Annotated in this window: 14 protein-coding genes and 1 riboswitch; of the genes, 1 reads left to right on the top strand and 13 read right to left on the bottom strand. The window is 43.1% G+C overall.

From position 1 onward, the window contains the following. Window positions 1-2: 2 nt before the first annotated feature. Together ligA and RWX26_RS00065 are read right to left on the bottom strand one after the other, a co-directional pair. The gene (gene ligA, locus RWX26_RS00070; protein WP_314577954.1) at window positions 3-1961 is read right to left on the bottom strand and encodes an NAD-dependent DNA ligase LigA; all 1959 of its coding nucleotides are present in this window, start codon (window positions 1959-1961) and stop codon (window positions 3-5) included. A 105-nt stretch (window positions 1962-2066) separates the two neighbouring features. After that, window positions 2067-2582: a QueT transporter family protein gene (locus RWX26_RS00065; RefSeq protein ID WP_314577950.1), complete on the bottom strand. Its 516-nt coding sequence runs from the start codon at window positions 2580-2582 to the stop codon at window positions 2067-2069. Next, window positions 2580-2716, bottom strand: a riboswitch (PreQ1 riboswitch). Its footprint overlaps the gene before it by 3 nt. A 28-nt stretch (window positions 2717-2744) precedes the next feature. Here RWX26_RS00065 and RWX26_RS00060 point away from each other — a divergent pair. Then, window positions 2745-3185: a GtrA family protein gene (locus tag RWX26_RS00060; protein ID WP_314577947.1), complete on the top strand. Its 441-nt coding sequence runs from the start codon at window positions 2745-2747 to the stop codon at window positions 3183-3185. Between the two features lie 70 nt (window positions 3186-3255). On the opposite strand, the gene RWX26_RS00055 is transcribed toward RWX26_RS00060, so the two are convergent. The 11 genes from RWX26_RS00055 to RWX26_RS00005 all read right to left on the bottom strand — a co-directional run bounded on the left by RWX26_RS00055 (window position 3256) and on the right by RWX26_RS00005 (window position 13479). Next, window positions 3256-3963, bottom strand: coding sequence for a phenylalanine--tRNA ligase beta subunit-related protein (locus RWX26_RS00055; protein ID WP_314577944.1), 708 nt, complete (start codon window positions 3961-3963; stop codon window positions 3256-3258). A gap of 17 nt (window positions 3964-3980) precedes the next feature. Continuing rightward, a complete protein-coding gene (locus tag RWX26_RS00050; protein ID WP_314577941.1) occupies window positions 3981-4430 on the bottom strand; it encodes a MarR family transcriptional regulator in 450 nt (149 codons plus the stop codon). Window positions 4431-4549: 119 nt separating this feature from the next. Further along, on the bottom strand, window positions 4550-5566 hold the full coding sequence (locus RWX26_RS00045) for a hypothetical protein (RefSeq protein WP_314577938.1): 1017 nt from the start codon (window positions 5564-5566) through the stop codon (window positions 4550-4552). Between the two features lie 32 nt (window positions 5567-5598). Next, window positions 5599-6525: a YihY/virulence factor BrkB family protein gene (locus RWX26_RS00040; protein WP_314578415.1), complete on the bottom strand. Its 927-nt coding sequence runs from the start codon at window positions 6523-6525 to the stop codon at window positions 5599-5601. Window positions 6526-6558: 33 nt separating this feature from the next. After that, complete coding sequence (locus RWX26_RS00035) at window positions 6559-7416, bottom strand: methionyl aminopeptidase (RefSeq protein ID WP_111675599.1); 858 nt, start codon at window positions 7414-7416, stop codon at window positions 6559-6561. Window positions 7417-7437: 21 nt separating this feature from the next. Then, entirely contained in the window at window positions 7438-8715 is a 1278-nt protein-coding gene (gene spxR / locus RWX26_RS00030) for a CBS-HotDog domain-containing transcription factor SpxR (RefSeq protein ID WP_314577934.1), read from the bottom strand. Next, window positions 8708-9259, bottom strand: a complete 552-nt coding sequence (locus RWX26_RS00025) for a GNAT family N-acetyltransferase (RefSeq protein WP_002897261.1) — start codon at window positions 9257-9259, stop codon at window positions 8708-8710. Before RWX26_RS00025 ends, spxR begins: the two co-directional genes overlap by 8 nt. Window positions 9260-9292: 33 nt before the next feature. Further along, window positions 9293-10552 (bottom strand): UDP-N-acetylglucosamine 1-carboxyvinyltransferase, encoded by a 1260-nt coding sequence (locus RWX26_RS00020; RefSeq protein ID WP_002895048.1) that lies wholly within the window; start codon window positions 10550-10552, stop codon window positions 9293-9295. 244 nt (window positions 10553-10796) lie between these two features. Beyond that, window positions 10797-11987, bottom strand: coding sequence for a methionine adenosyltransferase (gene metK / locus RWX26_RS00015; RefSeq protein ID WP_002909358.1), 1191 nt, complete (start codon window positions 11985-11987; stop codon window positions 10797-10799). A gap of 429 nt (window positions 11988-12416) precedes the next feature. After that, window positions 12417-12839, bottom strand: a complete 423-nt coding sequence (locus RWX26_RS00010) for a hypothetical protein (RefSeq protein WP_268689017.1) — start codon at window positions 12837-12839, stop codon at window positions 12417-12419. Window positions 12840-13011: 172 nt separating this feature from the next. Beyond that, the gene (locus tag RWX26_RS00005; RefSeq protein WP_314577920.1) at window positions 13012-13479 is read right to left on the bottom strand and encodes a deaminase; all 468 of its coding nucleotides are present in this window, start codon (window positions 13477-13479) and stop codon (window positions 13012-13014) included. Window positions 13480-13767 lie beyond the last annotated feature (288 nt).

The following is a 13767-nucleotide window of genomic DNA, read 5'->3' as shown; positions in this document are numbered from 1 at the left end:
CCTCATAAGCTATCAAGCCAATCTTCATCCCGAATTTCAATTCCCAACTCCTGAGCCTTGGCCAGCTTGCTACCGGCATCTTGGCCAGCCACTACCAAATCCGTTTTTTTAGAAACAGATCCAGAAACATTGGCACCTAGACTCTGCAATTTTTCTTTAGCTTGATTGCGTGTCAATTTTTGTAATTTACCAGTCAAGACAACCGTCATACCTGATAGGGCTGCATCAGCTGCGGCCTTTTGCCCCAGATAGTCCAGATTTACACCTGCTTCCTGCAGCTCCTTCAAAAGAATTTGAGAGCCTTCCTGCTCAAAATAAGTATGCAGGCTTTGGGCAATCACAGTTCCAAGACTGTCAATAGCTGCAATCTCTTCTTGGCTGGCCTGAGACAGCTTAGGAATATCATGGAATTTCTCCAGCAAAATCCGACTGGCCTTGCTTCCCACATGGCGAATTCCCAAGCCGAACAAGAGACGTTCAGCCGAGTTCTCCTTGGAAACTTGAATAGTAGTATACAATTTATTTGCTGATTTTTCCTTAAAGTTCTCTAGTTCTAGTAAATTTTCCACCGTCAGCCGATAGATTCCAGCTACATCCTTGACTAGATTTTGAGCAAAGAGCTTCTCTACTACTGCTGGACCAAGACCAGTAATGTTCATGGCATCCCGGCTGGCAAAGTGAATCAAGCCCTCCTTAATCTGGGCTGGACAGAGCGGGTTAATGCAGCGAAGAGCGACTTCATCTTCAAAGTGCACCAACTCACTATCACAACTCGGACAGTGACTTGGTATTTCCAGAGGCTCCTCTGAGACACGCTTGGACTCCACCACTCGCAAGACAGCAGGAATAATATCTCCCGCTTTATAGACGATAACGGTGTCTTTCTGACGAATATCTTTCTCAGCAATATAGTCCACATTATGTAAAGTTGCTCGACTGACAGTCGTTCCCGCTAGCTGCACTGGCGTCAGATTGGCTGTCGGAGTCACAACTCCCGTCCGACCCACTGTCCAGTCAACAGACAGAAGCTGGGCTTCCTTTTCCTCAGCCGGAAACTTATAGGCAATGGCCCACTTGGGTGCCTTGACAGTAAAGCCAAGCTCCTCTTGCACCGCCAAGTCATTAACCTTGATGACAATACCGTCAATCTCATAAGGCAGACTGTCCCGCTCCTGAGCAATCTTTTCGATAAACTCCCAAACTGCTTCGATAGAGTCCGCCAGAATATGAGTAGGATTGACTGAAAAGCCCAAATCTGCCAGCTTGTTTAAGACTTCTTCTTGGCTGTTAGCCTGAGTTGGACTGGCTTCTTGGTAGAGGAAAGTTGCTAGATTGCGCTTGGCCACAACTGCTGTGTCCAACTGTCTCAAGGTTCCTGCTGCAGCATTGCGGGGATTGGCAAACTCTGGCTCACCATTCTCCTGCCGCAGCTGATTGACCGCATCAAAGGAAGCCTTGGGCATGTAGCACTCTCCGCGAACAGTAATGTCCAGCGGTTCTTTCAATGTCAGCGGAATATCCTTGACCCGCTTGAGATTTTCAGTAATGTTTTCACCAACAGAACCATCCCCCCGAGTCGCTCCTGCTACCAAGATTCCATTTTCATAGGTCAGGGAAATAGAGAGCCCATCAATCTTGAGTTCACAAAGATAAGAAACTTGTGGAAATTCCTTGCGAACCCGCTGGTCAAAGGCTAGTAATTCTTCACGTGAAAAAGCATCCTGCAAACTAAAGAGAGGATACTGGTGTGGATATTTTTCAAATCCTTCTAAAATCTTCCCGCCCACCCGATGCGTCGGACTGTCAGGCAGGATATCGGTTGGGTACTTTTCTTCTAACTCCGCTAACTCACGATAGAGTCTGTCATACTCGCTGTCCGATACGCTTGGCCTATCTGCCGTATAATATTCATGGGCGTATCGATTGAGCAATTCTACTAATTCTGACATTCTTTCTTTCATACTTCTATTTTATCACAAATACACAAAATCTTCCTCTATTTGTTCTGAATTCTTCCTAAAAAGCAAAAGGACATAAAAAGAGCGGAAATTCCGCTCTCTGCTGTCTTATTTTGTCAAATCAATACTTTTTGCAATCTGGTTAATAATGATAGCTCCAACAATCAAGGAAGCAAACTCACCAATGGCCGTTGTAAACCAAGTCAGGAAGAATGGCAGGCCTTGCAAGAAGTGTAATTCTGCAGCGATTGTCACCATCGAAATAGAGAATAAAACTGCAAAATAGAAATGATCCAAACGGATCAAGCCTTTAATCAGATATTGATTCTTATAGCGACTGAAAAGGTAGACACCCAGTGACAGGAAGACCAAGGTGGACCCACCGCCAACAAAGACATCAACGATTCCAAAACTATAGAGATTGGCAATCATACAGCCAATGGTCACGCCCATAATATATTTCCGATTATAAAAGGCCATAAAGTTCATCATTTCAGAAATTCTGAACTGGTAAGCACCATAGCTTATAGCATTTAAAGGGGGCGTAATCGTAAGGGCTACATAAATAGCAGCGACAATGGCAATCTGAGCCAAATCACGAACTGTCAGTTTTCCTTGTTTCATGTTTTCTCCTTTAGCGGCTTTACCGCGTGTAATATGCTTGGCGAAAGAAGCTAAGCGCCAAGGGTTGCGTCACATGAGAGGGGCATCATTCGTTGATTCTCCCACAGATTTAGCAACCCAACTAGTATAGCATAAATCCTAGAAATATGATAGACTATCTTTATGAAAACTTTAATCAAAAAATTCTTTGACAATGAGGTTCTGTCCTATCTTTTCTTTGGTGTGGCAACAACTGTCGTATCCGTTATCAGTCGGATGCTCTGCTATGAATTGACGGGAAACGAACTACTGGCTACGATAATTGGTGATATTCTTGGCATTCTCTTTGCTTTTGTAACCAACGATACCATCGTTTTCAAGCAGAAAAGACAGGGATGGCCAGTTCGATTGGTCAAATTTTTCACTGCACGTTTGGCTACTATGGGCTTAAATTTACTATTGACTTTTATCTTTGTCACTAGCTTCCCGCAGATTATAGGCCAGTTTGTCAATAACAATATTAAAATGGTCAATACCATCGAAACTTTCATTGCTCAAGTACTGATCATCGTTCTCAACTATGTTTTCAGTAAAGTCTTTATCTTTGAAAACAAGAAAAGCTAATTGACTATGATACTTCAACCTTAAAATATCAAATCTGGACCAGATAAATCTGATCCAGATTTTTTTATTCTCAGATTTCCAAGCTTGGATTATCAAGCGTCAGATGAGTGATTTCACCTTTGACACCAAAATAGTCCTCAATCAGAGTCTGGAGTTCTGTCATGGCTGCTTGTGCACGCGCTGCTTGCTCTCCATTAATGGCCTCAATGACCAAGATGGCATCCTTGGTCTCCTCGGTCAGCATAGTTCGCTGGGCTTCTCGCCAGTTAAGACAACGACAAACAGCTCCCTCTTCATCATAGTAGATGATTTCTTCTGGCAGAGCCGGCGCGTCACTCTCAGCTCCCAACGGGAAAAAGGCTTCCCCGCCCTTGGCTTTTCCTAAATAAAGACCTCCGACAATCTTATCCAAATCCTCTCCGCCACATGGAACCGCATAAGACAGCGAGACACTGTTGTAGATATCAACCAAAGGATTGATTGGATGAAATTCACGCCCCTGATTGACCCGCTTGAGCAGAGCTTCGATAGAGGATCGTGCTCCTTTCTTGGTCTTGAATTTGCTGAAAGCCTGCCGCCACTCCTGAATAACTTCATTCTGAGTGAAGTTCTCGTCTGGGATAAAGTCCTCAGCTCGTTTTGCTCCCTTATCCAGCAGGGATTTGAAATATGGATCCTTACTTTCATCCACACTATTATCCAGCCTCTTGACCACTAAAACACTAATCTGAGCTTTCGGAAATACTTGCCAAAATTCATTTTCAACTGTAACTTTCATGATGCACCTCTTTAATCTTAATAGTTTCTTTTTTGTCCTTTTTTGACTGCTTCCCAGTCACCTGTGATGTTTTCACGCACTCGGACCAGCATTTTCTCCAAGACTTGAACTTCCGCTTGAGAAAAGCCCTGCAGGGATGTCTCTTCAGAATATTCATTCTCAGCTAGGATAAAAGGATAAAGTTTTTCTCCTTTTTCCGTCACAAACCATTCCTTGTTCTTCTTGTTGTCCTTGGCTGCCTTCTGCTGCACCAAGCCCTTGGCCTCTAGCTTCTTGACAGAACGGGCAACCGTTGAACGATCCACCTTGAGCAGCTCCGACAGCTCCTCTTGGATAATTCCTGGATTCTCTGCGATTCGCACCAGATAAAGATATTGCCCCCGCGCCAGCTCTATATCACGGAACTCAATATTAGCAATGGAATCCAAAGCTCGGGCAATAATCCCAATTTCCCGCAATACTGACATGTCCCCTCCTTTAAACTTTTATTTGAATCTATTATAACACATTTTATTGCAAATGCAATAAAATTAACTAAAAAGAAAAAGAGGAAAATCCTCTTTAAATTTGGTAAAAATGTCTTTTTCTAGTTTTCTTCTTCCTTGTAGTATTTTTGCAATTCTTCCGCTGAGTTAATGACATGCTCCTGCCCATCTACTGAATATTTAGCTGGGATAGTCACGTTCTCAAATACATTCGTTCCTGGCGGAAAGAAGAGTTCAGTTACGTTTTTTACTAATTCAACATCGGTTTCTCTATTTAAGAAAGTAACACGAGCATCCTCACCTTGCATGATTTTGTATATTTCAGGATACTTTTGTGCTAGTAGTGTTTTACCTAAATTTTTCTTTAAGTAAGTTTCACCTAAATACAACCCTTTCGAAAACAAAGTTATGCCTTTTCTCTCAAGATTATCTGATAGATTCGTCTGATAAACGAAATTATTATTGTCTGTCATCTTTTGAATATGAACTTCATCAGCATGAACAACTTTATCTTCTTTCAAATCAATATAATAAACCCGATTAGTTTTTTCTATACGATGGTGGAGGAGAATCGGAATGTATTTTTTCTGAGTTGAATAGTCTAGTAAGACCACCTTCGAATTCAGCTCGGAGGGAATTAAGTCTTTATTATAGGAACGAACCAATTTAAAGATATCTAGCTCTTTTTTATCTAATTTCTGGCCATTAAGCTTATAAATGGCTAATCTCCAATATTCCCCTTTCTCTGGTATGTTACGATTAAATTTTTCGACATTTTCTCGGGATGGATTATCCTTCAGTTTCATAAAACTATTTGCAAAATATCCGTTCTCAAAATACATTATCACATCAAATTTCACAGAAGCATAGGACTTTACTTTTGACATTTGCTCCTGTTCTTCAGAATGAATTACTGACCAATGGTAAGCAAGTGCATTGCCATTTTCAAAAATTTTAAACCGTGGTTCATACTCTGGAACATAATACTCAAACTGACCGTACTCTTCTTGGAACTTCTTTGCCTCTTCCTTGCTCCAAATAAAATACGTTGCAGCTCCTAGAATCAAGACTAGAGCGACCACAATACTCTTCCATTTAGTTAGTTTTTTACTTTTCATACCTATTTATCCTTTTCCACGCTAAAACAACATCAGTTCCCTTCCCCATCCTGCTCCTTCTTCTTGAAAGTAAAGCGTCCAGTGCTTTCAACTTGAAACCCTGACTCACAGCAGCTCTGGATACTAGCATTAAGGACTGCGCCGATAATCAAAATTTTAGCAATCATGATAAACCAAAACATCATCACAACCATAATGATGGAGCTGAAAAAGCGAACATCAACTAGGTGATTTAAATAATTATCCATATAGACGGAAAAGATATTCAGCAAAGCCAGAATAGTCAGAAGCACAAAGGCACTGCCCGGCAGAACATAGCGTTTTTTGTTGATTTTCACATTAGGAAGAAAATAATAGAGCATAACCAAAACCGCAAAGAGTAAGGCGTAAATCAGGGGCTCGGTAAAATTCTGCAAGTGCTGATAGAGCTGGCTATCTAGCTTCCAGTAAGTACGGAGGAAATCCAGCGACATATGGCCGAACATGGTCAGAAAGAGGGCCAAGGCAAAGAGAATCTGCAGACCTAGACTCACAAAGAGACTCATGACGCGATGAGAAATCAGCCCCCGACTCTTAGCTACCCCATAGGCTTTGTTAAAGGCAATCTGTAAGAAATTCATGGACTTGGAAAAAGTCCAAAGAGCCGACAAGACTGAGAAGCTCAGCAGGCCAGTCGAGGGCTGGGTTAGCACTTCACGCATGACTTTTGCTACAACATCATATAAAGTCTCTGGTAGCATGTCCTTGATAGCTGTCAGAAAATCCGCCACCGGAATGTGAAAATAGGGCAAAATATTCACCACAATTAAGAGCAAGGGAAAAACAGAAATCAGCCAATAATAAGCAACTGCAACGCTGCTCAGCTCACTATCTGCCTCTTTATAAAAATGGAAAAATTCTCTTAAAAACTGATTTCTGCGAATCTTGGCAAAAAATTTCTTCACTCTCTTCTCCTTCAAAAAAAGCTGAGACAAGTGCCCAGCCTTTGATTTCTAATAAGTCCCTTCTTCTCCCTGGCTGGTCAGAATGACAGGTCCATCTTTTGTAATGACAAACTGATGCTCATACTGACAGGACAGGCCGCCATCCAGCGTTTTATGTGCCCAGCCGGTCTCAAAGTCCGTATCAATTTCCCAGGTACCTGTATTGATCATGGGCTCAATGGTCAGAACCATCCCCTCACGCAAGCGCAAGCCGCGTCCTGCTCGACCGTAATGCGGCACCATAGGCTCCTCATGCATGGTTGGGCCAACACCGTGCCCCACCAAATCTCGCACAACGCCATAGCCATGACTTTCAGCGTATTCCTGAATAGCTGCGCCAATGTCACCAATACGATTGCCAACCTTAGCAGCCGCAATTCCACGATAGAGACATTCCTTAGTCACATCCATCAGCTGCTGAGCCTCTGGGCTAATCTTCCCTACTGCATAGGTCCAGCAAGAGTCTGCCACACCGCCCCGGAAGCTCTCTGTGTGCTGCTTCATCTCTGCTACATTGTCAAAATCTAGCTTGGACACATCCAGCTCTGCCTTATCGACCAAGCCAACCACCATATCAACGCTGATGACATCACCTTCTACCAGCTTCTGATGACGGGGAAAGGCATGGGCTACCTCGTCATTAAGAGAGCAGCAGGTCGCATAAGGATAGTCCATGACAGAGCCTTCAACACCAATTTGCAGAGGCAGGGCATTGTCTTCTTTACAACGCTTGCGGACATACTCTTCGATGTCCCACATGTCAATGCCTGGCTTAATCAAGTCTCTCAAACCAATATGGACAGAAGCCAGAAAATCTCCACTCTTGTCCATCAAGTCAATTTCACGCTGTGATTTTAAAGTAATCATTCTTTCTCTAAATTCCTCTTCTTAATTAATTTTCACTGTAATCGTGGCTTTGGCAACCAGCATCGCTTCCAAATACATCTCAAAGTCAATAATGGCTGTCCGCCTAGTCTGACGGATAATACGCGGCTGGATATGCAGCAGGTCATCAATCTGGACCGCTTGAAAGAAATAAATCATCAGCTGGTCGATAATCAGGCTGCGGCCGCTGTTGACCATGAGCTGCTGGGTAATCCGAGTCAAAATTTCTGTCAGCACACCGTTGGCCAGCACACCATTTTGCTCCAGCATAAAAGGCTCAACAGTAAAGGAAAACAAATCATCCTGACGGCTAATCTTCTGTCCCACCTGCTCACTGAAGGTCGGCAAGCTGGAAATCTGAGAACGGCTCATTTTTTCCATAATGTCCCGCCGTGTAATCACGCCCAGCAAGGTCTGATTGCTGCGAACCACTGGTATCATTTCAAAATCTTCTGCAATCATGCGCTGACTGATATTGGCAATATTAGTCGATAAACCTGTCATAAAGACGTTTTTCGTCATGACCTTATCCAAGGTTGTCAGAGGAGACTTATCCCCTGCATCCCGCATGGTTACTACTCCTACCAGCATCTGCTGCTGGTTGATAACCGGAAATCGGCTGGCACGATTGCGACGAACCAAGTCCAAATAGTCACGAACAGTATCAGTATCATGCAAGAAGCCGTACTCGTGGCTGGAGCGATAGACCTGCTCCACTGTTAAAATATCGGTCTTGATCTGCATATTGGACAGGGCACGATTAATCATGGTTGCGACTGTGTAGGTATCGTGCTTGGTCCTGAGAACCGGTATATTGAGCAGATTAGCCATCTTCAGAACTTCCGAGCTGACTTCAAAACCTCCAGTTACCAGCACCGCATTCTCATTTTCCAGGGCCAAGAGCTGGATTTTCGTCCGGTCTCCGACAATCAGGAGGCCGCCCTCTGTCAGATAGTGCAGGATATTCTGCTCCGTCATGGCTCCGATGGAAAACTTATTAAATTCTTTTTCAAGACCATCTTCTCCAGCCAATACTTCTGATCCCGTAATATCAACGATTTCCTTATAGGTCAGATGCTCCAAGACAACTTTCTTGGACTTAACCCGAACCGTACCGCTCCGAGGCCTAGTCTCAACAATACCGCGGTTCTCCGCTTCCTTGATAGCTCGATAGGCCGTACCATCGCTGACTCCCAGATAGTTTGAAATACTGCGGACACTGACCCTCTTGCCAATTGGAAGATTTTCAAGATAGGTTAAAATTTCCTGATGTTTACTCATTAAAATCTCCTCTCTCATAACGGTACTCCAGATAATCTCTCATCTTCCTCGTGTACCGATCGCTCCCTTTAAACTGCCGGTAGAGGCTGAAGCCAGATTTTTGAGCCACCTTTTGACTAGCTAGGTTCTCTGCATGAGTGATAATACTGAGGCGTTTGAAGTCAAAGCGGGTAAAAGATAGAAAAGCAATTTCTCGAACAATTTCTGTCATCAGCCCTTGTCCCCAGTAATCTTGCCGCAGAAAATAGCCTAACTCAGCCTCTTTCTTGATCTCGTCCATCTTTTCAAACTTGACAGAGCCAATCATTTCCTGCGTTTCCTTGTGACAAATGGCCCAAATCCCCAGAGGATTTTTCATAAAGAAATTGGCAATGACGTATTCACTTTCCTCTAGGCTTGCTTCTGTCGGAAAAATGAATTGAGTATTTTCCGGATTGGACGCAATCTTATATAGGGCCCCCGCATCTTCAAAGACAATGGGCCGCAAAAAAGCATGCTCTGTCTCAATAAATGAACAGGCCGCCAAATGTGTCCATAAATTCATCTGCTACCTCTACAAAAAATAAGCGAAAAACGCTTATTCTTCTATCAACTGGATATCTGCACCCAGACTTGTTAATTTTTCAATAATATTAGAATAGCCACGCAGAATAAACTCGATATTAGTAATTTCTGTCTTTCCTTGAGCCATCAAACCTGCAATAACCAAGGCAGCTCCTGCTCGCAAATCGGTCGCCTTGACCTGAGCTCCCTGCAGTTGATTTGGCCCTTCATAGACAATCTGATCGCTACTAGTTGAAATTTTACCTGCCATCTTAGCCAGCTCCGCCACATGATTAACCCGCTTCTCATAGATGGTGTCCGTAATCTTACCATGGCCATTAGCCGTCAGCAAGAGCGGAGTGATGGGCTGTTGTAGGTCAGTTGCAAAGCCTGGATAAGGAGAAGTCTTAATGTTTATAGCTCGCAGGTTTTGCTGCTCTTCGACAAAAATGCTGTCTTCAGAAACCGTCATCCGAACACCCATTTCCTCAAGCTTGGCAATAAAACTCTCCAAATGCTCATAAAGGACATTATTAATCTGAATTCCCTGACCAATAGCCGCAGCAAGGGCGATATAAGTTCCTGCCTCGATACGGTCTGGAATTACTTGATGACGCGTTCCATGGAGGTGTGGAACCCCCTCAATCGTGATAATATCAGTTCCTGCTCCGCGGATATGCGCTCCCATATTGTTCAAGAGAGTTGCTACGTCGATGATTTCAGGCTCTCGCGCTGCATTTTCAATAATAGTCCGACCTTTGGCCTTGACAGCAGCTAACATCGTATTGATGGTAGCACCCACGCTGACCGTATCCATATAAATGCTAGCGCCTTTCAGCTGCTGACCTCCAGTAGATAGGTTCATATAGTTGCCGTCCATGGTCATCTTAGCCCCCATCGCTTCAAAAGCTTTGAGATGCAAGTCTATAGGACGCGGCCCCAAGTCACAACCACCAGGCAGACCTACCGTTGCTTCACCATAGCGACCAAGCAAGCTGCCATAGAAATAATAAGAAGCCCTCAGACTGTTGATCTTTCCATAAGGCATAGGGACATTTTGGATACCACGCGGATCAATCGTCAGACTGTCCTCAGAGCGAGTAACACTAGCCCCCATGGCAATCATGATATCAATCAGACTATCCACATCCGAAATATCCGGAACGCCATCCAACGTTACAATATCATCCGCCAGAATCACAGCCGGAATCAAAGCAACGACACTGTTTTTAGCACCATTAATAGTCACCTCTCCTTTTAAGGGGCGACCACCATGTATTACAATTTTTTTCATGTTTAAAATAAAGCTCTTTCAAGGTATTGCCATTTATTATACCACAGATTCGGGAAATTTCCTATACTTTTAGATAAATAAGACAATTGAAATTAAAATGAAACTGAAAAATTACTTTTTTAATAGTATTTTCAGAAAAATACAGTATTACCAGGAATGAGAGAAGCGCAAGGCTAGACTGCTTGCCTTGCAAATATTACCTATATAAAAAAGCTCTCAACCATTACGATTGAGAACTGTCTTCTTACTGCACTGATGCTTTCAATGCCTCTACCTTATCCAACTTTTCCCAAGGCAGGTCAATATCTGTCCTACCCATGTGGCCATAAGCTGCTGTCTGACGATAGATTGGGCGTTTCAGATCCAGCATTTGAATGATACCGGCCGGACGTAGATCAAAAATCTGACGAACAGCTTCCTGAAGCTTGCTTTCTGCAACAGTACCAGTTCCAAAAGTATCAATCCGTACAGAAACCGGCTGAGCCACACCAATGGCATAGGCTAACTGCACTTCTGCTTTCTTGGCCAGTCCCGCCGCCACTATGTTTTTAGCAATGTAACGAGCTGCGTATGAAGCTGAGCGATCGACCTTGGTTGCATCCTTACCAGAGAAGGCACCGCCACCGTGACGAGCATAACCGCCATAAGTATCCACAATAATCTTACGGCCAGTCAAGCCAGAGTCTCCTTGCGGACCGCCAATTACAAAGCGGCCGGTTGGATTGATGAAAAATTTTGTCTTATCATCCAGATACTGGGCTGGGATTACTGCTTTAATCACCTTTTCAATCACATCACGATGAATCTCTTCATTAGTCGCTTCTGGGTCATGCTGAGTCGAAATAACCACCGTATCCACGCGCACAGGCTGGTCATTTTCATCATACTCAACTGTCACCTGTGACTTAGCATCTGGACGAAGATAGGCAATCTCTCCTGATTTGCGCAACTCTGCCAATCGACGGACTAGCTTGTGACTGAGCGAGATAGGAAGCGGCATGAGCTCCGGCGTTTCATCCACTGCAAAGCCAAACATAAGCCCCTGGTCTCCAGCACCAATCAAGTCCAATGGATCTTGATCTGCATTCCCGCGAACTTCCAAGGCTTCATTGACACCCTGAGCAATATCTGGCGACTGCTCCACCAAAGATGGATGAACACCGACCGTCTCTGCTGAAAAGCCATACTCTGTATTGGTGTAGCCAATTTCTGCAATGGTATCACGAACCACACGATTGATATCCACATAAGCTGTGGTCGAAATCTCACCAAAAACATGAACCGAGCCCGTATAAACAGCTGTTTCAGCAGCCACATGGGCATCTGGATCCTGACTCAAGACAGCATCCAAAATAGCATCGGAAATTTGGTCTGCAATCTTATCAGGATGCCCCTCCGATACAGACTCAGACGTGAAAAGTTTACGTTCTGACATAGAAATGTCCCCCCTTAAAAAATATTAAACAAATAAACAAACTCCAAAATGATGAAAATCTTGTCACCTACGAGTTAGGACGCGAAAGAAATAAAAACGATACCTTTTTATTTCTGAGCTAGTAAGGCGCATAGGGTGACCGCAATATAGCGGCAACCGTAGAATGACGAGCGACTTTGGAGCCGTCATTGTTTGCGAGTTACAAAGTACTGATAGAAGTTTCCTACCACCTTATCGGGACTATATAACTTTCTCATTATACCATAATTTACGATACCACTCCCTTTTTTTAAAAAAAGAACAAGATATAGATTAAAACTATACCTTGTTAAGCTCCATTCATTCTTGGAAGTTAACCAACCTATCCAGACTAAATAACAAAATAAAAACATAAAGAGAAGATATAGTTTAGCACCAAATTTTCTTCTGTTACCTCTCCACTTCTTTAGCCATTAGAGTTCCGAACAAAACAAGAGCTGCTAAAACAAATGGAGCGATTTGAAAAAGAAACCAATCTGGGTCTCCTGCAAAAAAGGCAGAAATCAGGTAAAGTCCTGAACCTGCATACAGTAAACCCTTATTTCCTCTATTCTTTCCAATACCAGTTAAAACGGTCGCAATTAAAACACAAATTAAGCTGGGTGCTAGGAAAATTAACAAGACGATCCCCCATGGACCTGCTAGAGTGAAAAGTAAAACAAACAAGACAAGATAAATTATCGATAGATAAAAAGCAAATGACAGCAGACCTGACCTATACTTGGTTTCTTTTGAATTCTTCATAGTAACGTCAGGAATATTTTGTTCCTCAATAGATTGATTATTATCTTTATTCATCTCATTATTCGTCATTTGATTCATCCTTTCAAATTATTTTTTAGACTGAAGAAGCAAGATATCTATCCCACTATTGTTCCTCAGATAATAGCATTTCGCTTATGTCCAACCTCTATAATACACGCTTGATTCAGAGAATATTTTGCTACATAACATACATATGCGCTTTTCACATAAACTCCTCATTCTATACCAAATCCGTCTGAGCGATAGCCTTCTTGACATCATCCAGCGGCAGATGAACTAATTCCACCTCTTTCTCCTTGTAGAGATACTGAGCATAGTCATCTATCCGATATTGGTTGATGTAGACCACTCGCTTACAGCCGACCTGAAGCAGTTGCTTGGTACAGTTGAGACAGGGAAAATGAGTCACATAAGTCGTAAATCCCTTGGGGACTCCCCGCTCGGCTCCTTGCAAGATGGCATTGACCTCAGCATGCAAGGTCCGCACGCAGTGACCGTCAATAACCAGACACTCATGGTCAATACAGTGCTCAGTCCCTGAAACCGAGCCATTGTAACCAGTTGAAATAACCTTATTATCCTTGACCAATACAGCGCCAACCTTGGCTCGCTTACAGGTTGAACGATTAGCGATTAAGAGAGCCTGAGCCGCAAAATACTGGTCCCAAGCTAAACGATTCTCCGACATAATTTCTCCATTCTACTGATTTTTTATTCACATAAGTATCTGTTTTTTCTATTATATCGCAATTCCCTATTTTTAACTAGCTTTACCATGAAAGCTGTCTTATCAGTAACAAGCCTTTATCTATACTATAAGTGGCATGGCGGGCTATTTCTTTCTTTATACTTTTCATTAATAGTTATGGAAAAAGAACCAAGGAAATCCTCAGTTCTTATTTTAATTATTTACCAAGCTTAGCTTTAGCTGCATCTGCAAGAGCTGTGAAAGCTGCTGCATCGTTAACAGCCAAGT

The organism is uncultured Streptococcus sp., from assembly GCF_963536705.1.
Lineage (GTDB): Bacteria > Bacillota > Bacilli > Lactobacillales > Streptococcaceae > Streptococcus.
This window is presented reverse-complemented; position numbering and strand designations above follow the sequence as displayed.